The following is a 21,140-nucleotide window of genomic DNA, read 5'->3' on the forward strand; positions in this document are numbered from 1 at the left end:
TCACGCCTGCGCGAGGGACCGGGCGTCCAAGCTGTGGCAGCACGGGCTGTCCCAGCGCGATAGCCCGGGGGTGGCGGGCGTTGCCCGCCACCCCTTCTCTCGTCGCGTTCAGCCACGGGTCGCGAGCCATCCCTCGACTGTTTTGTCCGTTAACCCCTCACGCTCAAGCTGCTTGAGCGTGCGTTCCGCCGATCCGCGGCCGATGCCTGTTGCGTCTGCGATCTCGCTGGTGGTTCTGGGGCCGTTGGCAATGACGGCGAGGATCTTGTCGCGGTTCTGCCCGCGGGGAGCGCGAGAGCCGTTGGTGGCGCCGGCGCCCTGCTGGCGTTCGATGGCTCTGATGACGGCGTTCAGTTCGGTCAGTGCGGTGATTCTGTCGGCGAGCTTGTGCTCGACGGCGGCGCGTTCGGCGGTGATCTCGGTCTCGATCGTGTCGCGCTGGGTCTTGAGGGTGATGAGGGTGTCGTCGATGACCCGCATGGTCTGCCTCCTGGGCGTTGGGTTGGGTTAGGCGGCGAGCGTGTTCGGCGGCTCGTCGGTGCGGGTGCTGGGCGGGGTGCTGTTGACCAGCTCGCGCAGGCGGACGCGTTGGGTCGGGTCGCTGGCCATGTCGTGGGTGTAGACCTCGAGCGTGAACTCGTAGCGGGTGTGGCCGATCTGTCTCTTGGACGTGTCGGGGTCGGTGCCGAGCGCGGCGAGGATCGACGCGAACGCGTGACGGAGCTTGTGCGGCGACAGCCCTTCGGGCAGTGGGCTACGGCCTTTGGAGATCAGCAGTTCGTCGGCGGCCTCCAGGACTGGCTCGACGACGCGGTTGCGGACGTTGTCCTTGTCGCGAATCCCGCCGGTTCCGGTTGGGAAGACGTAGTCGTCGGGGTCGGTGTAGTCGCAGCCGGCCTTGTAGTCGGTCAGCGCGGCGTGGAGGATCGGAACGATGTCGATGGTGCGGATGCCGGCCTTCGTCTTGGATCTCGTGATCCGCAGCTTGCGGTTGGCGAGGTCGACGTTGCGCCATCTGAGCAGGCACAGCTCGTGGGCGCGCAGGCCGGCGAAGATCAGCGTCGCGATCGACGGCAGCCGGCCCGCCATGCGGTAGCGGGGCTGGCGGTCGAGGCCGGCGGCGGCTTGCAGCAGCGCCTCGATCTCATCGACGCTCTCCAAGTGCGCGGCCTGCTTGGGCGGGACGGCGAGGCGGCGGCGTCTGCCCTCGGCCGGGTTCTCGGGGATCAGCTTGTACTCGACGGCCTGCGTGAGGATCGTCTGCAGGATCTCGATCGTCTTGTTGATCGTCGTCGCACCGAACGGCCGCAGCACGTACTCGCGTCTGCGGATTCTCGCGGTCAGCGGTCTGCCAGCCTCGATCGCCGCGCTGCGGGCGCGGGACTGGCCGACCTTGTGGCGGCGGTAGTCGTCAACGAGCTGCGTGTCGATCTCGTCCAACACGTAGTTGCCGAAGAACGGCCGCAAGTGCAGGTCGACCGCCCAGCGCTCGAACGCAACCGACCGCTCGGAGACCTCGCCGACGCGGCCTTCGAGGTAGCCGGCCGCGAACGTCTCGAACGTCGGGATCGCTCTCGCCTCCGCACGCTGTTGGGCGCGCTTGGCCTTCGTGCGGTCGGGCGGGAGCCAGATATCTGCGGCGCACGTCGGCCATCACGTTGGCGTACTCCTCGGTCGCTCTGCGGTCATCCCAGCCGTCCGTGCGGGCGCCGAGCGTCACGTAGTGGCGCTCGCCCTCGGACGTGAACCGCAGCACGTACACCGAGCCGCCGTCGAAGAACCGCTCGAACACTCCACGCGCAACTCGGCGCTCTCTCACACTCATTCTCGTCTCACCACCTATTCGATTGAACTCACGAGAACCGAGACTTCGATCGGGCGGCCGTGAAGGAGCAGCGGCCTGTCCGATCGGCTGGTTCATCGCATTGGCGGCCGGGCGTTTGCCCCGTCCCGACCGTGGTTTTCAGCGTGCAACGAGCTTAGCTCGACGCGGCACCGAAGCCAAGCGCTATTTCAGTGAACCCACGATAATCAGACAGCATCGCCGGGCATCCGATTATTCGTTCCACGAACAGGGATGCCCGGGGATTGATGCGACGCGCTAGAACCTGGGCGGATAGGGTCGACGTGTGGCCTCGACCGTGCGGAGACTGTTCCAGGCGGCAGGAGCGCGCCGGCACGGCAGCGTCAAATGGGGCGAGCGCATCCCCGCCGCCGGCACGACCGGCGTCTACGTCGTCGCCCTTGCCGCTCCGACCGCGACCGCGCCGATCTCTCGGCCCGCCGTTGAGCGTCTGCTCGCTGCGCGCCCAGAGCTGGCGGTCGATGGACGGCACCCGGCCGTCGAGACGCTGGCGGAACGACTGGCGACGATGTGGTGCCCGGACGAGATCGTCCTCTACATCGGCCTTGCCGGCCCACGTAGTGGCAAGCGCGGCGACTTCGTCTCCAAGCGCGTGGCCGAGTACTACCGGACCCGGCTCGGCGACCGCAGCCCACATGCCGGCGGCTGGCCGCTGAAGACGCTCACCGTGACCGACGACCTCTACGTCCACTACGCGTACTGCGACCACTACGAGGACGCGGAGCGCGCGATGCTCGACGCCTTCGCCACCGCGACCTCGTCGGGCACCCGCGCGACCCTGCCGGGCGGGGTTGCGCTGCCGTTCGCGAACCTCGTCGGCGGCGACGGCCGCAGGCAGCCTCACGGCATCACCGGCGCGAAGGCCCCGAGGCGCACAAGAACCCCACGCAGCGGCCACGCGCCGCAGCCTGCGGACCAATCCACCACGCGCGTCGTCCGTCCCGTCAGAGGCGCCCAGGTCACCGCTGAGCAGTTCGCCGCCCGCCTCGGCATCAGCGGCAAGACGTTCCGTGCGTGGCTGCGCGCGCAGAGACTTGCCGGCAACCCGCTGGTCACCGGGCACCAACACCGCGGCTCCTGGCTGTTCGACGCCGAGGACGCCACCGCGCTCGAAGCGCAGTATCGACAGCGGAGCTGAGTACGCTGGATTTGTGCGCCGCACCGATCGCGACAGGCCGCCAACCGCACCCGGCGACTTCGTCCGCGACCCGCTCGCCAATCCGGCCGCGATCATCGCCGCCCGTGAGCGCTCCATGGCCGAGCGTCTTGAACTCGCCATCAGCTGGAACAAGGTCGCCTCGCAACTCCGAGAGGGCATGGTCTTGGTCCAAGCGACCCAGCAAGCCGCTCCCAGACGATGACCATCCCGGGCGCCGCAGATGCGTTGAGACGCTGGACGGGCAGCTCCCGGAGCAGTGCCAATCGGCAACAACAGAGGTACCGTCCTTAAAGAAATGTCGCCGAACAGCGACGCCCTGAGATCGCCCGTGGGGCAGTCGATCTCGGCACCTCGCTACGGCGCTGTGAGCGAACTGAAAGAGGGCGTGACGAGGCCGATAGCGAACTCAACGAGCGAACCGGTGAGCGAACTGGATTCACGGACCTCAACGAGGGTGTTTCGGTTCCCTACTCGTCGTCGTCCTCCTCCCGCGTCATCTCGCGTGCGAAGTCTTCGGCGGCTCGGTACATGGCGACGCATTCGTGGCAGAGGGCGCCTTGGCGGGGGACGTAGTTCTTCTGGCACTGGCATATCTGTCCCCACTTCTCGGGCGGCGGGGTGCGTTTGCCGTCGTTGTGGAAGTGGCCGAGGTAGATGCGCTGGGGGCCGTCGGGGAGGTCGAGTTCGAGGTAGTGCGGGCGGGCGGGTATGTGGTCGTCGCTGGTCATGAGGTGGGCTCCTGAAAGCTGGTGGTGAGGCCGAGGGCGTCTGCCTCGGCGGCGTGAAGCTGCTGGGCGCGCTCGGTGAAGTCGGACTCGGCTCGACGGGCTTCGGCGTGGCGGCGCAGCGCCTGGCGCAGGACGGCGGCGCGGGACTGGCCGCCCACGCGGGCGAGCAGGGCGAGGGTGGCGGCGTCGGCGTCGTCGAGGCGGAGCGTCATCGCCTTCATGAGGGCGGCTCCGGGGTCGGGGCGGTGGCGTCGATCTCGATGGTTCGCAGGAGGCGCAGCAGTTGGCGGGTGGTGTTGTTGGCGGTCGCGATGTCTTCGAGGCCGGCGGCGCCGCGCCAGTAGTCGTCGCACTCGGCGGCGAGGAGGGCGATCGTGGTGGTGAGGGCGTCGTGACGGCCGTCGCCAGGACGTCGCGCTCGCCGGCGATCTCGACGGGGCGGCGTGCCGGGGAGAAGTCGAGCTGGTCGAGCAGCTCGTCGACCTCCAGCAGCGCGTCGCGGTGGGCGCGGGTCGGCGCGAACTGACCGGCGCCGGGCTCGCTGACGATCGCCTTGGAGATCGTCTCGGCCTTGGCGGCGTAGTTCGTCATCAAGGCGTCGACGACGAGCGGGGTCAGGCGGGCGGGGATGGCGAGCAGCGCGAGCATCAGCGCTGCCCTCGCCGGATCCACTGCTCGACGTGGTCGAGCCGGACGCTGAAGCCGGCGAGCAGGTCGGTGACGTGCTCGCGCAGCAGGCTCTCGTCGGCTTCGATCCGGGCGAGGTGGACGAGCGTCGCGTCACGGACCAGGGCCGCCTTGGCGACCTCCAGGCGCTCGGCGTGGAGGGTGAGCTTCGTCCAGGCGTCTCTGTCGAAGCGGACCGTGGTGGAGATCATCTGCGGCCGCCTCTCGAAGACGACCGGCGCCGGCGCGGCCTCTCGCCGAAGCGTTGCTCGAACAGGGCGACCAGCTCGGAGAGCGGGACGTCGAGGCCGCTCGCGAGCTTACGCAGCACGCGCCAGGTTGGGTTGATCTCGCCGCGCTCGATCGCGCCGACGTAGTTGCGATGCATCTTCGCCGCGAAGCCGAGGCCCTCCTGCGAGAGCTGGCGGCGGGCGCGCGTCTCGCGAACCGCGGCGCCGAGCACGCCTAGCTCGGCGCTCTGCACGCGCGCGACGTGCCTCGACGGTCTGATGACCGGCATGACTGCCTCCTGATGGTCGGAGGCACCGGCACGTGGAACCACGAACAGGCCGAAGCGGCACGGACCGAGACGGCGTGCGCGACAATCAGCCGGTACCGGAGTTCCTGCTCCGGTGCCAGGCCCCGGGGCGTTACCGCGCCGCCGGGGCCACCTAGTAGAACCGGGCGACCGTAGCTCGACGCACGGCGCCAAGCAACCAGGAATCCGGCCGAATCCCCGGGCATCCCCGACGATCGGCCGGAAAAGTGCAACTAGTTGCAGACATGCCCGGCGATCAGCGGCGATTCATGCCGGCCCCAGAACGCAGAAAACCCCGCGAATGCGGGGCTTTCATGAGGGGTGAGCGACGGGACTTGAACCCGCGACCGCCTGGACCACAACCAGGAGCTCTACCAACTGAGCTACGCCCACCACGGGGACCGAGAAATCTACCAGTGCGCGACGGATCTCGCCTTCGCGGGGTCTGGATGGCGGCGCGACGGGGTCTTCGGGCGCGTTTGGGCGGTGTTTCGGTGTGACCGCGTCCGTGGTGTGCGTCAGCATCGGGACCGTGCTCTGCCCGCTGACCGGCACCGACCACCGGCTCTTCTGGATGCGCTCTGCCTGGTGGTGCCATGACTGCCGCCAGAAGATCGAGAGCTGCTGCGAGGGCGGCGGCTGCCCCTCGATCGCCGAGGTCGCGCTGCCGCAACCGGCGCCGGACGGCGCGGGCGCGGCGCGCTGATGGCCGACGCCGATCCGGAGGACGCGCTCTACGTCGCGTCGCCGGACGGCTTCGTCGCCGAGCGCGACGCGCTCGCCAAGCAGTTACGGGACGCCGGCGACAGAGCTGGCGCCAGACGTGTGAGAGCGCTGCGACGGCCGACGCGCGCGGCCTGGGCGATCAACGTCGCCGTGCGCGCGCGGGCTGACGCAGCGCAGGAGCTCGCTGCGGCCGCCGGCAATCTCGGCGAGGCGCAGCGTGAGCTGCTGGCGGGAGGCTCCCCCGCGCGGCTGCGCGAGGCGCAGGCTCGCGTCGACGCCGCCGGCGAGGCGCTGCTGACCGCGCTGCCGGTCGCCGACCCGCCGACGCTGGAGAAGGTCCGCCAGACCCTGCGCGCGGCCGCGGTCGACGCCGAGGCGCTCGCCGCGGTCGTCAGCGGCCGACTGCTGCGCGAGCGGGTCGCGAGCGGATTCGGCGACGTCGGCGGATTCGTCGCGCTGCCGGCTGCGGAGGCGGGCGACACCGCCGGCAGAGCGGCGTCCGCCGGACGCAGATCCAGTGCGCGAGGAGCCGGCGCGCGCTCTGCCGAGCAGCAGCGGCTCGGGCACGAGACGGCCGAGCGCGACGCCGAGCAGGAGCGGCTCGCTCATGAGGCTGCCGAGCAGCAGCAGCTCGCGCACGAGACCGCCGAGCACGCCGCCGAGCAGCAGCGGCTCGCGCACGAGGCAGCAGAGCGCGACGCCGCTGCGCGGGAAGCCGCGCGCGAGGCCATGGCGCGGGCAGCGGCTGAGCGGCTCGCGAGGGCGCATGAGCAGGAATCCGCTGCCACGGCCGCCGTCGCGGCAGCGCGAGAGGAGCTGCTGGAGGCCGAGACCGTCGTCGCGCGCCGCCGCGCCGAACTCGACGCCGCCGAGACCCGCCTCACCGACGCCGTGCGCGAGCGCGAGCAGGCTGAGGACGGCTCGATCAGTTCGTCGTGAGGCCGGCCGCGATCTGGAGTCGCCACACGCCGCGCCCTCTACCCCACCCAGCGAAACCCGCTCGCGTCGGGCCGCGGCGCCAGCGGGCTGGTCGGCAGCTCGCCGGCCGGATCGTCCTCGTTGTAGGCGCTCGGGGCGACGTCGTTGGGAGCGTCGGGATGGAAGAGCGCGGCGAGCAGCTCGATCTGGCCGCGGCCGACGCCCAGCTCGCCCATTCCGCCGCCGTACATCGGCCGCTGCTCGCGGGCGCAGCGGGCGTACAGCTCGAACAGCGCCTCCAGGCTGCCGATGCGGGACGGCTTGACGTTGACGATCCGCGCCGGCAGCGGCGTCGCGTCGAGCGCCGCGGCATCGGTGACCGGGGCGTCGTAGGAGACGCGGTCGGCGTGGGCGCGCAGCACCGGCGCAAGCTCGGGCAGGTCGTGAGGATCCTCCAGCAGCGCCTCCGGGAAGGCCGCCAGCACGCGCTCGTAGAGGGCCGCCAACGCGGCCGGGTCTCTCACCTCCATCCCGTAGTGGCCCTTGAAGTCGATCGTGTCGACCATCCCCGTCGCGGCGACGGTGTCGACCAGCTGCGGCGACCAGCTCGCCTCCGCGTCGAGCTTGAAGCGCACGCCCGGGGAGCGCTCGATCCGCCGCCGCACGGGCTCGATCGACGGCTCCTCCCCCAGCCCGAGCGAGTTGACGAAGCGGACCGGGCGCGGCTCCAGCCCCAGCAGCTCGTGCAGGGCGCGGCCGGCCTGGCGCAGCGCGAGGTCGAGCGCTGCCGACTCGAACGCCCAGCGGCGGTAGCTGCGCGCCGCCGGCCACTCCGGCGGCGCCGGGAAGAGCGCGAGCGGCGCGAGCCGGTCGCAGAAGCTCGCAAGCGTCCACTCCCCCGTGAGCGGCAGCTGGAGCTGCAGCTCGTGCAGCGAGGTGCCGTCCTCGACGTGGACCGAGACGTCCTCCCCGATCCCCTCCACGCCGGCGCCGGCCAGCCGCACCTGCGTCGTCACGCGCTCGAAGTCGTGCGCGAGCGTCGTGCTCAGCCGCTCGTACTCGCACGACTCGACCACGAGCGGCAACTCCGCCAGCCGGGGCCAGAGCGATTCCGTGGGCGTCATGCGGGGACCTCCTTGCTCGTCGGGTGCGTTCGTCAGCTCAGACCGGCCGGTCGCCGCGAACTCATCGGCGACCCTGCGCGGCGGCGCCGTACTGCTCGTCGGTGACGTGCTCGCCCCACGTGACGGTGCTGCCGGCGTCGTCGGCCTCGTGGATCGCGACGTGGGTCATGAAGCGGTCCGGCGCGGCGCCGTGCCAGTGGCTCTCGCCGGGCGCGAAGGTGACACGGTCGCCGGGGCCGATCCGCTCGACCGGGCCGCCCTCGCGCTGACAGAGGCCGACGCCCTCGGTCACCCAGATCGTCTGGCCGAGCGGATGGGTGTGCCAGGCGGTGCGGGCGCCGGGCGTGAAGTGGACGCTGGCGGCGGCGACCCGCGACGGCGCCGTCGGGGCGGCGACGATCGCGTCGATGAAGACGGTGCCGGTGAACCAGTCGGCCGGGCCGCGGTTGGTCTCGAGCGAGTTGCGGACGATCTGCATGGCGTTCTCCTTCGGGGCTTGTCCTCAACTCTGCCCGATCGGTCAACCGCGAGAGGTGTCCTCACAAGCCCCCTCAAAATGACCTCCCGGTGCGCTTGAGTGGACGGCACCCCGACAAGGAGCCGTTCGATGGAACATCGACCGTTGGGACGCACCGGCGTCTCGGTCAGCAAGCTGTGCCTCGGCACGATGATGTTCGGCGCGTGGGGAACCGCCGACCACGACGAGTCGATCCGGATCATCCACGCCGCGCTCGACGCCGGCATCAGCTTCCTCGACACCGCCGACGTCTACTCGGCCGGCGAGTCCGAGCTGATCGTCGGCAAGGCGCTGAAGGGACGTCGCGACGAGATCGTGCTGGCGACGAAGGCGTACATGCCGGTCGGCGACGACACCGACCCCAACCGCCGCGGCAGCTCGCGCCGCTGGCTGACGGAGGCGGTCGAGAACTCGCTGCGGCGGCTCGGAACCGACCGGATCGACCTCTACCAGGTCCACCGCCCGACGCCGGAGACCGACCTCGAGGAGACGCTCTCGACGCTGACCGACCTCCAGCGCGCCGGCAAGATCCGCGCCTTCGGCCACTCGACCTACCCGGCCTCGCTGATCGTGCAGGCGCAGTGGGTCTCCGACGACCGCCACCTCGGCCGCTTCCGCAGCGAGCAGCCGCCGTACTCGCTGCTGACGCGCGGGATCGAGTCCGAGGTGCTGCCCGCCGCCGCCACCTACGGCATGGGCGTGATCCCGTACAGCCCGCTCGCCGGCGGCTGGCTGTCGGGCCGCTGGCGCGCCGGCGCCGACGCCGTCTCGCCGACCTCGCCGGCGCGGCAGAGACTGGCCGACCGCTTCGACCTGTCGCTGCCCGAGAACCAGCGCAAGCTCGCCGCCACCGAGGCGTTCGCGCAGCTCGCCGACGAGGCCGGGATCACGCTGATCGAGCTGGCGATCGCGTTCGTCGCCAACCACCCGGCGGTGACGGCGCCGATCATCGGCCCGCGCACGATGGAGCAGCTCGAGTCGCAGCTCACCGCCGCCGAGGTGACGCTCTCGGCCGACGTGCTCGACCGCATCGACGCGATCAACCCGCCCGGCGTCAACATCAACCCGGCCGACGGCGGCTGGCCCAACCCGACGCTGCTGCCGGCGGCGCTGCGGCGCTGACGATGCGCGCGGCGCCGGGATGTGCGCATAGGATCCGGCGTGTGACGCTGACTCTGATGCACAACCCCAACTGCTCCACCTCGGTCAACGCGCTCGACCTGCTGACCGAGGCCGGCCGCGACGTGACGGTGCGCAAGTACCTGCTCGTCGCCGAGAGACTGAGCGAGCCGGAGCTGCGCTCGCTCGCCGAGCGCCTCCAGGGCGACCCGGTCGACGCGCTGATCCGCCGCGACAGAAAGTACGCCGACCTCGGCCTGCAGGCCGACGGGATGGGCATCGACGAGGTCGTCGCGATCCTCGCCCAGCACCGCTCGCTGCTGCAGCGCCCGATCCTCGACGACGGCACGAACGTCGTGATCGGCCGCCCGCGCGAGCGCCAGCGCGCCTGGGCCGAGACCGGCAGAGCGGTCGTCGAGGCCTGACCCGCAGGGCCGGCGGGCGCGCCCGCCGTCGTGATTCGACAATTCATATATATGCTTTGCTTCTTCGAATCGACGGACGGAGGAGCGCAGCATGCAGATCGAGGGAGCCGGTGCGATCGTCTTCGGCGGCGCGTCAGGGCTGGGCGCCGCGACCGTGCGGCGGCTGGCGGCGGCCGGCGCGATCGTCACGATCGCCGACCGTGACGAGCAGCGAGCGTCAGCGCTCGCCGCGGAGCTGGGCCCGCGCGCGCACGCCGTCGCGACCGACGTGACCGACGCCACCTCGGTCGAGGCGGCGGTGGGCGCGGTCGACGGGCTGCGGATCGCCGTCACCTGCGCGGGCGTCGGCACGCCGGCGAAGCTCGTCGGGCGCGACGGGCCGACGCCGCTGGAGACGTTCGCGCGCGTGCTCGAGGTCAACCTGCTCGGCACGATCAACTGCCTGCGGCTGACGGCCGCGGCGATGCAGGCGAACGAGCCCGACGCCGGCGGCGAGCGCGGGCTGTGCGTCAACACCGCCTCGATCGCCGCCTACGACGGGCAGATCGGCCAGATCGCCTACGCCGCCTCCAAGGGCGGCGTCGCGGCCGTGACGCTGCCGGCGGCGCGCGAGCTGGCGCCGTCCGGGGTGCGCGTCGTGACGATCGCGCCCGGCCTGTTCGAGACGCCGATGCTGGCCGGCCTGCCGGAGGCGGCGCGCGCCTCGCTCGCCGGCACCGTCCCCTTCCCGGCCCGCCTCGGCGACCCGGCCGAGTACGCCGAGCTGGTCGCCCACATCATCGCCAACCCGATGCTCAACGGCGAGGTGATCCGCCTCGACGGCGCGCTGCGGATGGCGCCGCGATGAACGCCCTCCCCCTCGCCGGCGTGCGGGTGGTCGAGCTGGCCGCGATCGGGCCGGCGCCGTTCGCGGGCATGATGCTGGCCGACGCGGGCGCGCACGTGACGGTCGTGCGGCGGCCCGGCGGCCATCCCGACGCGTGGGGCAGCAACCCGGTGCTCGACCGCGGCCGCACCGTCGTCGAGCACGACCTGAAGGCCGCAAGCGGCGTCGCCGCCGTGCTCGACCTGGCGGCCGAAGCCGACGTCCTGATCGAGGGCTTCCGGCCCGGCGTCACCGAGCGGCTCGGCGTCGGCCCCGCCGCCTGCCTCGCGCGCAACCCGCGGCTCGTCTACGGCCGCATGACCGGCTGGGGCCAGCACGGCCCGCGCGCGCAGACGGCCGGCCACGACATCACCTACCTGGCGACGACCGGCGCGCTCGACGCGATCGGCCGCGCCGGCGAGCGGCCGGTCCCGCCGCTCAACCTGCTCGGCGACTTCGGCGGCGGCGGGCTGCTGCTCGCCTTCGGCGTGCTCGCCGCGCTGCTCGACGCGCGCGCGAGCGGTCGCGGCCGGATCGTCGACGCGGCGATCGTCGACGGCGTCGGCGCGCTCGCCGCGATGGTCCACGGCATGCGCGCCCGCGGCGAGTGGCAGGACGCGCGCGGCAGCAACCTGCTCGACGGCGGCGCGCCGTTCTACGACGTCTACGCCTGCGCCGACGGCCGCCACGTCGCCGTCGGCGCCCTCGAGCCGCGCTTCTGGCGCGAGCTGCTCGCCGGCCTCGGCCTCGCCGACGACCCCGACTGCGCCGGCGACCACCTCGACCCGGCCCGCTGGCCGGCGCTGCGCGCGAGCCTCACCGCCGCCTTCGCCGCGCGCACCCGCGCCGAGTGGCAGACCGTCTTCGACGCCGCCGACGCCTGCGTCGCGCCGGTGCTCGACTGGCAGGAGGCCGCCCGCGACCCGCACGCCGTCGCGCGCGGCGCCTTCCTCACGCGCGACGGCGTGCCGCAGCCGGCGCCGGCGCCGCGGTTCATCGATCCCACCCCCGGAGACCTCGCATGAGAACCCGCTTCACGGAGCTGTTCGGCGTCGACCACCCGCTGATGCAGGGCGGGATGCAGTGGGTCGGCAGAGCCGAGCTGGTCGCTGCCGTCGCCAACGCCGGCGCGCTCGGCACGCTGACCGCGCTGACGCAGCCGACCCCGGAGGCGCTCAGCGCCGAGATCGCCCGCTGCCGCGAGCTGACCGACCGGCCGTTCGCGGTCAACCTGACGATCCTGCCGACGATCGCCCCGCCGCCGTACGCCGAGTACCGCCGCGCGATCGTCGAGGCGGGCGTGACGATCGTCGAGACGGCCGGATCGAACCCCGCCGAGCACCTCGCGGACTTCAAGCCGGCCGGCGTCAAAGTGATCCACAAGGCGACCTCGGTGCGGCATGCGCTGAAGGCGCAGGAGCTGGGCGTCGACGCCGTCTCGATCGACGGCTTCGAGTGCGCCGGCCACCCCGGCGAGGACGACGTCCCGGGGCTGATCCTGATCGCCGCCGCGACGCGGCGCCTGACGATCCCCGCGATCGCCTCCGGCGGCATCGCCGACGCCCGCGGCCTCGTCGCCGCGCTCGCGCTCGGCGCCGACGGCGCGAACATGGGCACGCGCTTCATGTGCACCGCCGAGTCGCCGATCCACGCGCGGATCAAGCAGCAGATCGTCGCCAACGACGAGCGCGCCACGAACCTGATCTTCCGCTCGCTCGGCAACACCGCCCGCGTCGCCCGCAACGGCATCTCCGACGAGGTCGTCGCGCGGCTCGCGGCCGGCGCCGCCTTCGAGGAGGTCCGTCCGCTCGTCGCCGGCAGACGCGGCGCCGAGGTCTACGCCAGCGGCGACCCCGAGCACGGGATCTGGTGGGCCGGCCAGGCGCAGGGCCTGATCGACGACGTGCCGCCGGTCGGCGAGCTGGTCGAGCGGATCGTGACCGAGGCCGAGGCGCTGATCAGCGTGCGGCTTGCGGCGATGGCGGGCTGACGGACGCGCGCGCCGCGAGGCGGAAGCGGCCGGGCGGCTGCGCGCGGGCACGGCTGAAGGCGCGGCTGAACGCGTAGACGGAGGTGTAGCCGACCGCCTGGGCGATCGCGTCGAGGCTGTCGTCGCTGTCGCGCAGCCGGCGGGCGGCGAGGTCCATCCGCCAGCGGGTCAGGTAGGCGCCCGGGGTCTCGCCGACGGCGGCCGCGAAGCGGCGTGACAGGGTCGCGCGCGAGACGGCGATCTCGTCGGCGAGCGCGGCGGTCGTCCAGGGGCGGGCGGGATCGTCGTGGAGCCTGGCGACCGCGGCGCCGACGAGCGGGTCGTCGAGCACGCCGAGCCACGAGGCGCGACCGTCGTCGGGACGGTTCGCCAGCCACACGCGCAGCAGCTGGACGAGCAGGATGTCGACCAGGCGGTCGAGCACGACCGCGCTCGCCAGCTGCGGGTTCGCCAGCTCGCGGCCGAGCAGCCGGACGGTGTCCTCCAGCCGGTCGCCGCCGTTCTGCGCGCGCACGTGGATCAGCTCCGGCAGCAGCGTGACGATCTGCGTCGAGACGGCCGGATCGTGCTCGTAGTGAGCGCAGAGGATGTGCGTCTGGACGGCGCCGGAGCCGATCCGCACCGCGCCCGTGCCGGCCCACTCCCAGCGGTCGAAGACCTGCTCGCTCGTGCGCGCGACGGCGGCGAGGTCGCTGCCGAGCACGTGCGCGGTCCCGCTCGGCAGCAGCACGACGTCGCCGGGCATCAGCCGCAGCGGCGCTCTGCCCGGCAGGACCAGCCAGGCGGTGCCGGAGGTGACCGCGTGGAAGGCGGCGCCGGGCGACTCGGCCGCCCACCAGCCCCAGTCCTCGCCGGCCTCGATCCGCGCCCCGAGCGTGCCGCGGACGCCGGAGAGGGCGAGCATGTCGGCGAGCAGATCCACCGGGTGAGTGTATCGGCCGTGATCTTGTGGTGAGACAAATGGACATCGATCTGCTCATGTTGATCATCGACAGAGTCATCCTGCGGGTCCTACCGTCGTTGACATGGACATCACCGGAAGCACCGCCCTCGTCACCGGCGCCAACCGCGGCATCGGCCGCCACTTCACCCAGCAGCTGCTCGAACGCGGCGCCGCGAAGGTCTACGCGACCGCCCGCGACCCGCAGCAGATCGATCTGCCCGGCGTCGTGCCGCTGCGACTCGACGTGACCGATCCGGCGTCGGTCGCCGCCGCGGCAGCGGCGGCCTCCGACGTCACGCTGCTGATCAACAACGCCGGCGTCTCGACCGGCCAGAACCTCCTCGACGGCGACCTCGACCTGATCCGGCTGGAGCTGGAGACGAACTTCTGGGGCACGCTGACGATGGTCCGCGCCTTCGCCCCCGTGCTCGCCGCGGGCGGCGGCGGCGGCGCGATCGTCAACGTGCTGTCGCGGCTGTCCTGGCGCGCGATCGTCGGCGCCAACGCCTACGCCGCCGCGAAGGCCGCCGCCTGGAGCGCGACCAACGGCATCCGCCTGGAGCTGGCGGGCCAGGGCACGCAGGTCACCGGCCTGCTGCTGAGCGCCACCGACACCGACATGATGGCCGGCTGGGAGATCGACAAGAACGACCCCGCCGACGTCGTCCGCGCCACGCTCGACGGCGTCGAGGCCGGCGCGCTCGAAGTGATCGCCGACGACGACACCGCCGCCTCCAAGGCCGCCCTCAGCGCCGACGTCCGCGTCGCCTATCCGGAGCTGGCGGGGGCGTAGGATCGGCGCCGCGGCACCAGTCGGATCTGCCAAGAAGAAACCCCGGCCGCTTGCCGCGAGGGCAGCTGCGCCGGGGACTATGCGGATGAGTATAACCTCGCCCGGCAATGGTCTCCAACCTGGAGAACTGGGTGGACATCACGCATGTGGTCCCGGAGCCGCGACTGCGCCCGTACCGGCAGGTCGCGGGCGCCGACGCCCAGCGGCTCGAAGGGTTCTATCTCTGGTGCCAGAGCCTCGCGTCGTCGTTGTTCAACGACATCGCGGCGCTCGAGGTCGCAATGCGCTCGGCAATGGCTCGCGAGCTGTGCAGCGCATTTGGAACGAGCTGGTACGAGTCGTACGAGCTGTTCGACGACGATGCGATGAGAAGTCTCGCGTCCGCGTGGAGACAGAACGGGCTGGAAAGACTCCGCGCACGGGGAGACGTCGAGCCAGCTGTCATCGAGGGCAAGCTCGTCGCCGGTCTGATGTTCGGCTTCTGGGTGCAGATTCTCGGAAGAGGGTCGCACGCCGGTCGTCATCCGTTCCGCCAGCGCCGCATCTACGACACGCTGCTGTGGAGACCGGCGTTGTCGAAGGCCTTCCCGTTCGCGTCCTCCCGCAGCGACACGCAGAGGGCGGCGCAGGTCGTGCGCGCCGCACGCAACCGGATCGCCCATCACGAGCACATCGCGTGGGGCATCCCGCTCGCTGGCCAGGGGCTCCGGCTCAGCGTCACCGAGGTGCACAAGACGATGCTGTCGCTCGCGGGTTCGATCAGCCCAGAGACACGACTTTGGATCGAGCGGCGCAGCTCTGTCGCAGATGTCCTTCTGCGCTGTCCGGAGAATCCGCGCCTTCTCCAGCTGCGTGACTGACGTCCGCGCGTGCGCTCGACAGCGGCGCGGCCGGGACGGGGCCGCGCCGCCGTCTGCTCAGACCGGGGCTGTGGGCGTGGGCGCGGGGACGCCGGGGGTGAAGCGGCCGTAGAGGGTCTCGAAGCCGGTCAGGTCGACGTGCTGGAGGAGCGCGTCGGTCGTCGCCTCGTAGTCGAGCGGGAGGCGCAGGGCCGGCTGGATGCCGCGGGTCAGGAACGGCAGGTCGTGCTCGTTGGCGAAGCCCATCGCCCCGTGCAGCTGGTGGGCGACCTGCAGCACGCGCTTGGCCGCCTCCTGCATCTGCAGGCGCAGGCCGAGGCCGTCGGCGAGCGCGTCGGCGGGGGCCTCGTGCAGCCGCCACAGCGTGAACCGCAGCAGCTGCAGCGCGCCGCGGCAGGCGAGCGAGGCCTCGACGACCTGGAACCGCAGCGCCTGGAACGAGCTCAGCGGGCGGCCGAACTGGCGCCGCTGGCTGGTGTGCTCGACCGTCAGCGCGACCGCGCTCTCCAGCGCGCCGATCACATACGCCGCCTGCAGGTCGAGCTGGAGCGCGACGTCGGTGAGCGGGATCGCGTCGGTGGCGCCGCCTCCCGCGACCGTCACTGCCGCCGTGAAGCGCGACAGCTTGCCGTCGAGCGGGTCGCGGCTGACGATCGGCGCGGTGCGGCCGTCGAGCGCGACGACGCTGGCAACGCGATCGGCGTGGTCGACGATCAGCGGCGCGTCGGCGAGCGAGCCGACGACCGCGAACAGCTCGCCGTCGCGGCGGCTCAGCTGCTGCGCGAGTGGGAACGGCAGCGCGACCGCGCCCGCGGCGCGGCTCAGCTCGGCCGCCGCGAGCGCCTCCTCGACCGTGCCGCGCGGGTCGATCCCGTCGGCGTCGATCGCCGCCAGCAGCTCGCCGGCCGCGGCGACGGGGTCGGCCACGCCGGCCGCAGGGGCGCCGGCCGCCGCGTCGCCGGTCGCGGAGGCCGCGTCGCCGGACGCGGGAGCCGCGGGCGCGCCGTGGCCGCCCTCGCCCGTCTGCGCCGCGCGCGCCAGGGCGAAGCCGCCGCGGCGGCGGAGCATCTCGCTCGCGGCGCGGCCGAACTCGGCCACCTCAGGCGGCAGTTGGGGTTCCATCGTCTCCTCCGAAGATCGCCCGTGCCATCAGGATCGACATGACCTCCGAGGTCCCCGACGCGATCGTCGAGGCGAAGGCGTAGCGGTAGTGGTCCTCGACGGCGCCGTACAGCGGTGCGGCGGGGTGGCCGGTCGGCGCCAGCGCGCCGGCGCCGGCGCCCTCCATCAGCACCTCCCCCACCTCCTGGTCCAGCCGCGTCGTCGCCAGCCGCGCGGCGGCCGTGTCGGCGTCGTCGACGAGCTCGCGCGACTGCTCCTCGATCACCTGGTAGGCCAGCAGCCGCGCCACGCGCGCATGCACCAGCGCCCGCACGTAACGGGCGCGCAGCGCCTGCGGCAGCTGCTCCCAGTCCGCACCGAGCGCCTCGCGATGGCGCACCAGCAGGCGGTCGCAGCGGGCGTAGCGGGCGATCCCGACGCGCTCGTGGGCGAGCATCTCGCGCACGATCCGCCAGCCCTGGTCGACCTCGCCGAGCACATCCCCTGGCTCGAGCACGACGTCGGTCAGGAAGACCTCGTTGACATGGTGGGCGCCGAGCAGCGAGTCGATCGGCCGCACCTCGATCCCGGGCCGGTCCATCGGCAGCAGGAACAGCGTCAGCCCCTGCTGGCGCGGGCCGTCGCGGCCGGTGCGGGCGAGCAGCACGCAGACCTCGGCCATCTGCGCGTAGGAGGTCCAGATCTTCTGGCCGTCGACGCGCCAGCCGTCGCCGTCGGGGCGCGCCTGGGTCTTGAGCGCGGCGAGGTCGGACCCCGCCTCCGGCTCGCTGAAGCCCTGGCACCAGACGACCTCGCCCTGCGCGATCCGCGGCAGGTAGCGCTCCTGCTGGGCCGGCGTGCCGAAGCGCATCAGCGCCGGGCCGACCCAGTTGAGGCCCATGTACTGCGGGCCGCGCGGCTCGTAGTGGGCCCACATCTCCTCGCGCACGACCGTCTGCTCCCAGACGCCGCCGCCCCCGCCGCCGTACTCGCGCGGCCAGGCGAGCGCGAGCAGGTGCTCCTCGCCGAGCACCCGGCAGAAGCGCTCGGTCAGCGCGAAGTCCTCCGGGTCGTCGGTGAAGGGCGAGAGGAAGTCGGCCGGGAGGTGCTCGGCGATCAGCTCGCGCAGCCGCGTGCGAAGGCCGTCAGCTCTGTCCCCGAATGAGAAATCCATTTGTAGCTATATAATCATATGTAGGATTAAGTCGCAACTGCCGAGGCCTCCCCGTGCGGGGCGCGGACGGCAGCGGCGCAGGTCAGCGCGGCAGGCCGAGGATCCGCTCGCCGATGATGTTGCGCTGGATCTCGGAGGTGCCGCCGTAGAGGGTCGCGCCGAGCGCCTCGATCTCCCCCACCAGCAGCTCGCGGCTGACGCGGTCGGGCGCGTCGAGGCCGGCGGCGCGGCGGGCGAGCAGGAAGGCGCGCTGGGCGGTCTCGGTCGCGAACAGCTTCAGCAGCGGCGTCTCGCGATCGGCCCGGCCCGACAGGCGGCTGGCGAGCCCGCGCACGCCGGTCAGCCAGATCGCCTCGGCGTCGCAGCGGACCGCCGCGTACTCCAGCTCCAGCTCCGGTCGCGGCCGCTCCAGCAGCGCCGCGCGCGTCAGCTCGTTCGCCTCCTCGATCTCGACCAGGTTCATGATCCAGATCATGTCCCGCTCGTGGTTGAGCGAGTCCATCGCGACCTTCCAGCCGGCGTTCTCGGGCCCGATCAGGGCGCTCGCCGGCACGCGCACGTCGTCGAAGAAGACCTCGCAGAACTCCTCGTCCTGCGCGCCGATCTTCGCGATCGGCGCGACCGTGATGCCGGCCGTCTCCATCGGCACGACGAACGCCGAGATCCCCTTGTGCGGCGGGCCGTCGGATGACGTGCGCGCGAACAGCAGGCAGTGCGACGAGTCGCGCGCGTGCGAGGTCCAGACCTTCTGGCCGTCGATTGTCCAATCGTCGCCGTCGCGGCGCGCGCGGGTGCGCATCGAGGCGAGGTCGGAGCCGGCCTGCGGCTCCGACATCCCCAGGCACCACCAGACGTCGCCGCGCGAGACGGCGCGCACGTGCGCGCGCTGCTCCTCGCTGCCGTAGGTGTTGAGCGCGTGGGCGACGACGCCCGGCCCCTGCACGTTCGGCAGCTTCGGCGCGCGCATGCGGGCGAAGTCGAGCTTGATCCACAGCTCGGCCTCGGCGCCGGCGGCGTGCCCGCCCTCCCCCAGCGGCCACGACGGCACGAGCCAGCCGGCGTCGTACGCGTCGCGCTGGTAGCGCGACCGCCAGGCGAGGTCGAGCCGCGGATCGGCCGTCGCGTTGGAGGCCAGCCAGCCCTCCAGCCACGCGACCGCCTCCGCGCGCAGCGCGGCGTCGGCGGCGCTCAGCTCCAGGTCCATCTCATCCCTCCCGCATCCGCAGCCAGGCGAGCGAGCGCAGCCGCGCCCCGCCGTCGACCACCAACGACACGCCGTTGACGTAGCTCGCCGCCGGCGACAACAGGTACAGCGCCGCGTTGGCCGGATCCTCGGCGCGGCCGAGCCGGCCCATCGGGTTCTGCGGCCAGGCGTCGTCGACGCCCTCGGCCGCATGCGGCGAGGTGCGCGGCGTGACGGTCCAGTCGGGCAGGACCGCGTTGGCGCGGATCCCGCCCGGTCGCTCGGCCGCCTGCGCGCGCATGTAGCCGTCGATCGCGCTCTTGGCGACCGTGTACCACTCGACGCCGGCGCCGTAGAGCGGGCCCTGCACGGAGGAGAAGTAGACGACCGCGCGCTCCGGCGCGTCGACCGCCTCCAGCCACGTCTCGGTCGGCACGCGCATGCAGTCCAGCGCGGTCGTGACGCCGTCCGTGAAGCCGCTCCCGCCGAAGCTCGGCGGGCCGGCGACGGCCGCCAGCAGGCGCGCGGGGCCGAGCGCGGCGGTCGTGCGGCGCCAGGCGTCGGCGACCGCGTCGCGGTCGGCGGCGTCGACCTCCAGCGCGAGCGCGCGGCCGCCGCCCGCCTCGATCGCGGCGGCCGTCTCGGCCGCGGCGCCGCCGTCGAGGTCCCAGGCAGCGATGCTCAGGCCTGCGCCGGCGGCGCAGGTCGCGAGCGCGCGGCCGATCCCGCTGCCGGCGCCGGCGACGACGAGCGGCTCGCCGGCGTCGAAGCCGAGGAAGTCGCGGCTCGCCGGGGCCGCGGCGGCGCTCACGCGCTCGCCCCCGTCAGCCGCTCCACCAGCTCGTGCTTCTTGACCTTGCCGAACGGCGTGATCGGCAGCGCGTCGATGCGGGTCCAGCCGGTCGGCGTCTTCTGCTTCGCCAGCCCCTGGCCCTGGACGAACTCGGCCAGCGCGTCACTCGCGGGCAGCTCGGCGCCCTCGACCAGCACGACGAACGCGACCGGCACCTCGCCGTAGCGGGCATCCGGCACCGGCACGACCGCCGCCTGGCGCACGACCGGATGGCGGCAGATCACGTCCTCCATCTCGCGCGCGGAGAACTTCTCCCCGCCGCGGTTGATGATGTCCTTGATCCGCCCCATGATCCGCAGGCAGCCGTCGCCGTCGACGGCGCCGATGTCGCCGGTCGAGAACCAGCCCTCGGCCGGGTCGAGCACGCCGTCGTTGTCGCCCTCGCCGATGTAGGCGAGCATCCGCTCCGGCCCGCGCACGCGGATCTCGCCGGGGACGCCCGGCGCCAGCACGCGGCCCTCCTCGTCGACGCAGCTGATCTCGGTGCCGGGCGCGACCGGCCCGTCGGTGTCGCGGCGGACCTCGATCGGCATGCCGCGATTGGGGATCGTCGCGCTCAGGTGCTCGGTCATGCCGTAGCAGCGGAAGGCGCCGACGCCGGCCGCCTCCGAGCGCTCGATCAGGCTCGGCGGCACCGCCGCGCCGCCGACCGAGTACTGGCGCAGGCAGCTCGTCTGCTCGCCGCGGCGCTCGTACTGGCTGACGATCTCCTCCAGGAAGGTCGGCGTCCCCGACGACAGCACGCACTGCTCGCGCTCGATCAGCGGGACGGCCGCCTCGGGATCCCAGATGTCCATCAGCGCGACCGAGGCGCCGGCGCTGAACGGCACCGTCAGGCCGACGGTCAGGCCGGTCAGGTGGGCGAGCGGCGCCGGCATGAAGGTGCGGTCCTGCCAGGCGAGGCCCCAGACGTCGCGCATCTGGCGCGTCTCGGCGACGAGGCCGCGATGGTCGACGACGACGCCCTTCGCGCCGGCGGTCGTGCCGCTCGTGTAGGCGACGACGCAGGGGTCGCCGGGGTCGATGCCGTGGGTCTGGGGCGCGGGCTTGGCGACCAGCAGGTCCGTGAGCGGCGTCCAGCGGCGGTCGCCGCCGCGCACGCCGACGCGCAGCCGCGGCGCGTGGCCGAGCTCCTCCAGCACCGCGTCGAGCAGCTGCTGGTGGTCGGTGCGGCGGAATCTCGGCGGCGCGACGACGACCGCCGGCCGCAGGTCGCCGAAGATCTGCCGCAGCTCGTGCTCGCGGTAGATCATCAGCACCGGGTTGTTGACGGCGCCGACCCGCCAGCTCGCGAGCGCGACGACGAGCGCCTCCCACCAGTTCGGCACCTGCCACGAGACGACGTCGCCGCGGCCGACGCCGGCGGCTTGGAAGGCGCTCGCGAGCGCGGCCGCCTGCGCGACCAGCTCGCCGCAGGTGATCCGCCGCTCGCCGTCGACGACGGCGACGCGCTGCGGCGTCTGCTGGAGGCGCGCGAAGATCATCGGGCCGATCAGCGCGTCGGTGTGGTACCCGACACGACGCCACTCCTCCAGCAGCTCCTGCGGCTGGGCGTAGCGGGCGAAACGACTGGCTGTGAGACCGCTGTCCATCA

The 21,140-nt window shown here is 72.7% G+C and carries 25 protein-coding genes, 1 tRNA gene and 1 pseudogene; 11 read left to right on the plus strand and 16 right to left on the minus strand.

Annotated features, from left to right (window positions below; all coding sequences use genetic code 11):
• Nucleotides 1-108: 108 nt before the first annotated feature.
• The 3 genes and pseudogenes from Q7L73_RS21420 to Q7L73_RS28805 all read right to left on the minus strand — a co-directional run.
• Entirely contained in the window at nucleotides 109-480 is a 372-nt protein-coding gene (locus Q7L73_RS21420; protein ID WP_304693940.1) for a helix-turn-helix domain-containing protein, read from the minus strand.
• Nucleotides 481-507: 27 nt separating this feature from the next.
• Nucleotides 508-1,440 carry a site-specific integrase gene (locus tag Q7L73_RS21425; RefSeq protein ID WP_304715642.1) on the minus strand — a complete coding sequence of 311 codons (933 nt, stop codon included), beginning with the start codon at nucleotides 1,438-1,440 and terminating at the stop codon, nucleotides 508-510.
• Nucleotides 1,441-1,461: 21 nt separating this feature from the next.
• Nucleotides 1,462-1,632 (minus strand): annotated as a pseudogene (locus tag Q7L73_RS28805) (site-specific integrase); the annotation flags it as partial.
• Nucleotides 1,633-2,129: 497 nt separating this feature from the next.
• Here Q7L73_RS28805 and Q7L73_RS21430 point away from each other — a divergent pair.
• Nucleotides 2,130-3,002: a hypothetical protein gene (locus Q7L73_RS21430; RefSeq protein ID WP_304693938.1), complete on the plus strand. Its 873-nt coding sequence runs from the start codon at nucleotides 2,130-2,132 to the stop codon at nucleotides 3,000-3,002.
• Nucleotides 3,003-3,015: 13 nt separating this feature from the next.
• Nucleotides 3,016-3,225 carry a hypothetical protein gene (locus Q7L73_RS21435; protein ID WP_304693936.1) on the plus strand — a complete coding sequence of 70 codons (210 nt, stop codon included), beginning with the start codon at nucleotides 3,016-3,018 and terminating at the stop codon, nucleotides 3,223-3,225.
• A 265-nt stretch (nucleotides 3,226-3,490) separates the two neighbouring features.
• Here Q7L73_RS21435 and Q7L73_RS21440 read toward each other — a convergent pair whose 3' ends face one another.
• The 5 genes from Q7L73_RS21440 to Q7L73_RS21460 all read right to left on the minus strand — a co-directional run bounded on the left by Q7L73_RS21440 (nucleotide 3,491) and on the right by Q7L73_RS21460 (nucleotide 5,348).
• Nucleotides 3,491-3,751 (minus strand): hypothetical protein, encoded by a 261-nt coding sequence (locus Q7L73_RS21440; RefSeq protein WP_304693934.1) that lies wholly within the window; start codon nucleotides 3,749-3,751, stop codon nucleotides 3,491-3,493.
• On the minus strand, nucleotides 3,748-3,972 hold the full coding sequence (locus tag Q7L73_RS21445) for a ribbon-helix-helix protein, CopG family (protein WP_304693932.1): 225 nt from the start codon (nucleotides 3,970-3,972) through the stop codon (nucleotides 3,748-3,750). Before Q7L73_RS21445 ends, Q7L73_RS21440 begins: the two co-directional genes overlap by 4 nt.
• Before the next feature lie 426 nt (nucleotides 3,973-4,398).
• The gene (locus tag Q7L73_RS21450) at nucleotides 4,399-4,629 is read right to left on the minus strand and encodes a hypothetical protein (RefSeq protein WP_304695515.1); all 231 of its coding nucleotides are present in this window, start codon (nucleotides 4,627-4,629) and stop codon (nucleotides 4,399-4,401) included.
• Nucleotides 4,626-4,937, minus strand: coding sequence for a helix-turn-helix domain-containing protein (locus tag Q7L73_RS21455; RefSeq protein WP_304695513.1), 312 nt, complete (start codon nucleotides 4,935-4,937; stop codon nucleotides 4,626-4,628). Before Q7L73_RS21455 ends, Q7L73_RS21450 begins: the two co-directional genes overlap by 4 nt.
• Nucleotides 4,938-5,275: 338 nt before the next feature.
• Nucleotides 5,276-5,348 (minus strand) — tRNA-His (locus Q7L73_RS21460).
• A gap of 103 nt (nucleotides 5,349-5,451) precedes the next feature.
• On the opposite strand from Q7L73_RS21460, the gene Q7L73_RS21465 reads away from it, so the two are divergent.
• Both Q7L73_RS21465 and Q7L73_RS21470 read left to right on the plus strand, forming a co-directional pair.
• On the plus strand, nucleotides 5,452-5,661 hold the full coding sequence (locus tag Q7L73_RS21465; protein ID WP_304695512.1) for a hypothetical protein: 210 nt from the start codon (nucleotides 5,452-5,454) through the stop codon (nucleotides 5,659-5,661).
• Nucleotides 5,661-6,620, plus strand: coding sequence for a hypothetical protein (locus Q7L73_RS21470; protein WP_304695511.1), 960 nt, complete (start codon nucleotides 5,661-5,663; stop codon nucleotides 6,618-6,620). Before Q7L73_RS21465 ends, Q7L73_RS21470 begins: the two co-directional genes overlap by 1 nt.
• Before the next feature lie 38 nt (nucleotides 6,621-6,658).
• Here the strand turns inward: Q7L73_RS21470 and Q7L73_RS21475 are convergent, their stop codons facing one another.
• Nucleotides 6,659-7,723, minus strand: coding sequence for a hypothetical protein (locus Q7L73_RS21475; protein WP_304695510.1), 1,065 nt, complete (start codon nucleotides 7,721-7,723; stop codon nucleotides 6,659-6,661).
• 61 nt (nucleotides 7,724-7,784) lie between these two features.
• On the minus strand, nucleotides 7,785-8,201 hold the full coding sequence (locus Q7L73_RS21480) for a cupin domain-containing protein (protein WP_304695508.1): 417 nt from the start codon (nucleotides 8,199-8,201) through the stop codon (nucleotides 7,785-7,787).
• A gap of 129 nt (nucleotides 8,202-8,330) precedes the next feature.
• Here Q7L73_RS21480 and Q7L73_RS21485 point away from each other — a divergent pair, with 129 nt between their 5' ends.
• The 5 genes from Q7L73_RS21485 to Q7L73_RS21505 all read left to right on the plus strand — a co-directional run bounded on the left by Q7L73_RS21485 (nucleotide 8,331) and on the right by Q7L73_RS21505 (nucleotide 12,639).
• Nucleotides 8,331-9,362, plus strand: a complete 1,032-nt coding sequence (locus Q7L73_RS21485) for an aldo/keto reductase (protein ID WP_304695506.1) — start codon at nucleotides 8,331-8,333, stop codon at nucleotides 9,360-9,362.
• 41 nt (nucleotides 9,363-9,403) lie between these two features.
• Entirely contained in the window at nucleotides 9,404-9,784 is a 381-nt protein-coding gene (locus tag Q7L73_RS21490) for an arsenate reductase family protein (protein ID WP_304695504.1), read from the plus strand.
• Nucleotides 9,785-9,875: 91 nt separating this feature from the next.
• Complete coding sequence (locus Q7L73_RS21495; RefSeq protein WP_304695503.1) at nucleotides 9,876-10,631, plus strand: SDR family NAD(P)-dependent oxidoreductase; 756 nt, start codon at nucleotides 9,876-9,878, stop codon at nucleotides 10,629-10,631.
• Nucleotides 10,628-11,674 carry a CaiB/BaiF CoA-transferase family protein gene (locus Q7L73_RS21500; protein ID WP_304695501.1) on the plus strand — a complete coding sequence of 349 codons (1,047 nt, stop codon included), beginning with the start codon at nucleotides 10,628-10,630 and terminating at the stop codon, nucleotides 11,672-11,674. Before Q7L73_RS21495 ends, Q7L73_RS21500 begins: the two co-directional genes overlap by 4 nt.
• Nucleotides 11,671-12,639 (plus strand): nitronate monooxygenase family protein, encoded by a 969-nt coding sequence (locus Q7L73_RS21505; protein WP_304695500.1) that lies wholly within the window; start codon nucleotides 11,671-11,673, stop codon nucleotides 12,637-12,639. Before Q7L73_RS21500 ends, Q7L73_RS21505 begins: the two co-directional genes overlap by 4 nt.
• On the opposite strand, the gene Q7L73_RS21510 is transcribed toward Q7L73_RS21505, so the two are convergent.
• Nucleotides 12,608-13,561, minus strand: a complete 954-nt coding sequence (locus Q7L73_RS21510) for an AraC family transcriptional regulator (protein ID WP_304695498.1) — start codon at nucleotides 13,559-13,561, stop codon at nucleotides 12,608-12,610. The genes Q7L73_RS21505 and Q7L73_RS21510 overlap by 32 nt on opposite strands.
• A 103-nt stretch (nucleotides 13,562-13,664) precedes the next feature.
• On the opposite strand from Q7L73_RS21510, the gene Q7L73_RS21515 reads away from it, so the two are divergent.
• Both Q7L73_RS21515 and Q7L73_RS21520 read left to right on the plus strand, forming a co-directional pair.
• On the plus strand, nucleotides 13,665-14,375 hold the full coding sequence (locus Q7L73_RS21515) for an SDR family oxidoreductase (RefSeq protein ID WP_304695496.1): 711 nt from the start codon (nucleotides 13,665-13,667) through the stop codon (nucleotides 14,373-14,375).
• A 107-nt stretch (nucleotides 14,376-14,482) separates the two neighbouring features.
• Nucleotides 14,483-15,235 (plus strand): hypothetical protein, encoded by a 753-nt coding sequence (locus Q7L73_RS21520; protein ID WP_304695494.1) that lies wholly within the window; start codon nucleotides 14,483-14,485, stop codon nucleotides 15,233-15,235.
• A 57-nt stretch (nucleotides 15,236-15,292) separates the two neighbouring features.
• Here Q7L73_RS21520 and Q7L73_RS21525 read toward each other — a convergent pair whose 3' ends face one another.
• The 5 genes from Q7L73_RS21525 to Q7L73_RS21545 all read right to left on the minus strand — a co-directional run bounded on the left by Q7L73_RS21525 (nucleotide 15,293) and on the right by Q7L73_RS21545 (nucleotide 21,138).
• Entirely contained in the window at nucleotides 15,293-16,357 is a 1,065-nt protein-coding gene (locus Q7L73_RS21525) for an acyl-CoA dehydrogenase family protein (RefSeq protein ID WP_304695492.1), read from the minus strand.
• Nucleotides 16,335-17,510 (minus strand): acyl-CoA dehydrogenase family protein, encoded by a 1,176-nt coding sequence (locus Q7L73_RS21530; RefSeq protein WP_304695490.1) that lies wholly within the window; start codon nucleotides 17,508-17,510, stop codon nucleotides 16,335-16,337. The genes Q7L73_RS21525 and Q7L73_RS21530 overlap by 23 nt, the downstream gene beginning before the upstream one ends.
• Before the next feature lie 82 nt (nucleotides 17,511-17,592).
• Nucleotides 17,593-18,714, minus strand: coding sequence for an acyl-CoA dehydrogenase family protein (locus tag Q7L73_RS21535; RefSeq protein WP_304695488.1), 1,122 nt, complete (start codon nucleotides 18,712-18,714; stop codon nucleotides 17,593-17,595).
• A gap of 1 nt (nucleotide 18,715) precedes the next feature.
• On the minus strand, nucleotides 18,716-19,504 hold the full coding sequence (locus tag Q7L73_RS21540) for an SDR family NAD(P)-dependent oxidoreductase (protein WP_304695486.1): 789 nt from the start codon (nucleotides 19,502-19,504) through the stop codon (nucleotides 18,716-18,718).
• On the minus strand, nucleotides 19,501-21,138 hold the full coding sequence (locus Q7L73_RS21545) for an AMP-binding protein (RefSeq protein ID WP_304695485.1): 1,638 nt from the start codon (nucleotides 21,136-21,138) through the stop codon (nucleotides 19,501-19,503). The genes Q7L73_RS21540 and Q7L73_RS21545 overlap by 4 nt, the downstream gene beginning before the upstream one ends.
• Nucleotides 21,139-21,140: the final 2 nt, after the last annotated feature.

Origin of the sequence: Conexibacter sp. CPCC 205762, assembly GCF_030646155.1 — a bacterium.
Classification (GTDB): domain Bacteria; phylum Actinomycetota; class Thermoleophilia; order Solirubrobacterales; family Solirubrobacteraceae; genus Conexibacter.

Coding starts and splice junctions, on each gene's coding strand:
- Q7L73_RS21455 (WP_304695513.1), bottom strand. CDS start 4,937: ATGCCGGTCATCAGACCGTCGAGGCACGTCGCGCGCGTGCAGAGCGCC.
- Q7L73_RS21450 (WP_304695515.1), bottom strand. CDS start 4,629: ATGATCTCCACCACGGTCCGCTTCGACAGAGACGCCTGGACGAAGCTC.
- Q7L73_RS21480 (WP_304695508.1), bottom strand. CDS start 8,201: ATGCAGATCGTCCGCAACTCGCTCGAGACCAACCGCGGCCCGGCCGAC.
- Q7L73_RS21485 (WP_304695506.1), top strand. CDS start 8,331: ATGGAACATCGACCGTTGGGACGCACCGGCGTCTCGGTCAGCAAGCTG.
- Q7L73_RS21475 (WP_304695510.1), bottom strand. CDS start 7,723: ATGACGCCCACGGAATCGCTCTGGCCCCGGCTGGCGGAGTTGCCGCTC.
- Q7L73_RS21445 (WP_304693932.1), bottom strand. CDS start 3,972: ATGAAGGCGATGACGCTCCGCCTCGACGACGCCGACGCCGCCACCCTC.
- Q7L73_RS21535 (WP_304695488.1), bottom strand. CDS start 18,714: ATGGACCTGGAGCTGAGCGCCGCCGACGCCGCGCTGCGCGCGGAGGCG.
- Q7L73_RS21500 (WP_304695501.1), top strand. CDS start 10,628: ATGAACGCCCTCCCCCTCGCCGGCGTGCGGGTGGTCGAGCTGGCCGCG.
- Q7L73_RS21545 (WP_304695485.1), bottom strand. CDS start 21,138: ATGGACAGCGGTCTCACAGCCAGTCGTTTCGCCCGCTACGCCCAGCCG.
- Q7L73_RS21520 (WP_304695494.1), top strand. CDS start 14,483: ATGGTCTCCAACCTGGAGAACTGGGTGGACATCACGCATGTGGTCCCG.
- Q7L73_RS21530 (WP_304695490.1), bottom strand. CDS start 17,510: ATGGATTTCTCATTCGGGGACAGAGCTGACGGCCTTCGCACGCGGCTG.
- Q7L73_RS21440 (WP_304693934.1), bottom strand. CDS start 3,751: ATGACCAGCGACGACCACATACCCGCCCGCCCGCACTACCTCGAACTC.
- Q7L73_RS21515 (WP_304695496.1), top strand. CDS start 13,665: ATGGACATCACCGGAAGCACCGCCCTCGTCACCGGCGCCAACCGCGGC.
- Q7L73_RS21495 (WP_304695503.1), top strand. CDS start 9,876: ATGCAGATCGAGGGAGCCGGTGCGATCGTCTTCGGCGGCGCGTCAGGG.
- Q7L73_RS21470 (WP_304695511.1), top strand. CDS start 5,661: ATGGCCGACGCCGATCCGGAGGACGCGCTCTACGTCGCGTCGCCGGAC.
- Q7L73_RS21420 (WP_304693940.1), bottom strand. CDS start 480: ATGCGGGTCATCGACGACACCCTCATCACCCTCAAGACCCAGCGCGAC.
- Q7L73_RS21525 (WP_304695492.1), bottom strand. CDS start 16,357: ATGGAACCCCAACTGCCGCCTGAGGTGGCCGAGTTCGGCCGCGCCGCG.
- Q7L73_RS21505 (WP_304695500.1), top strand. CDS start 11,671: ATGAGAACCCGCTTCACGGAGCTGTTCGGCGTCGACCACCCGCTGATG.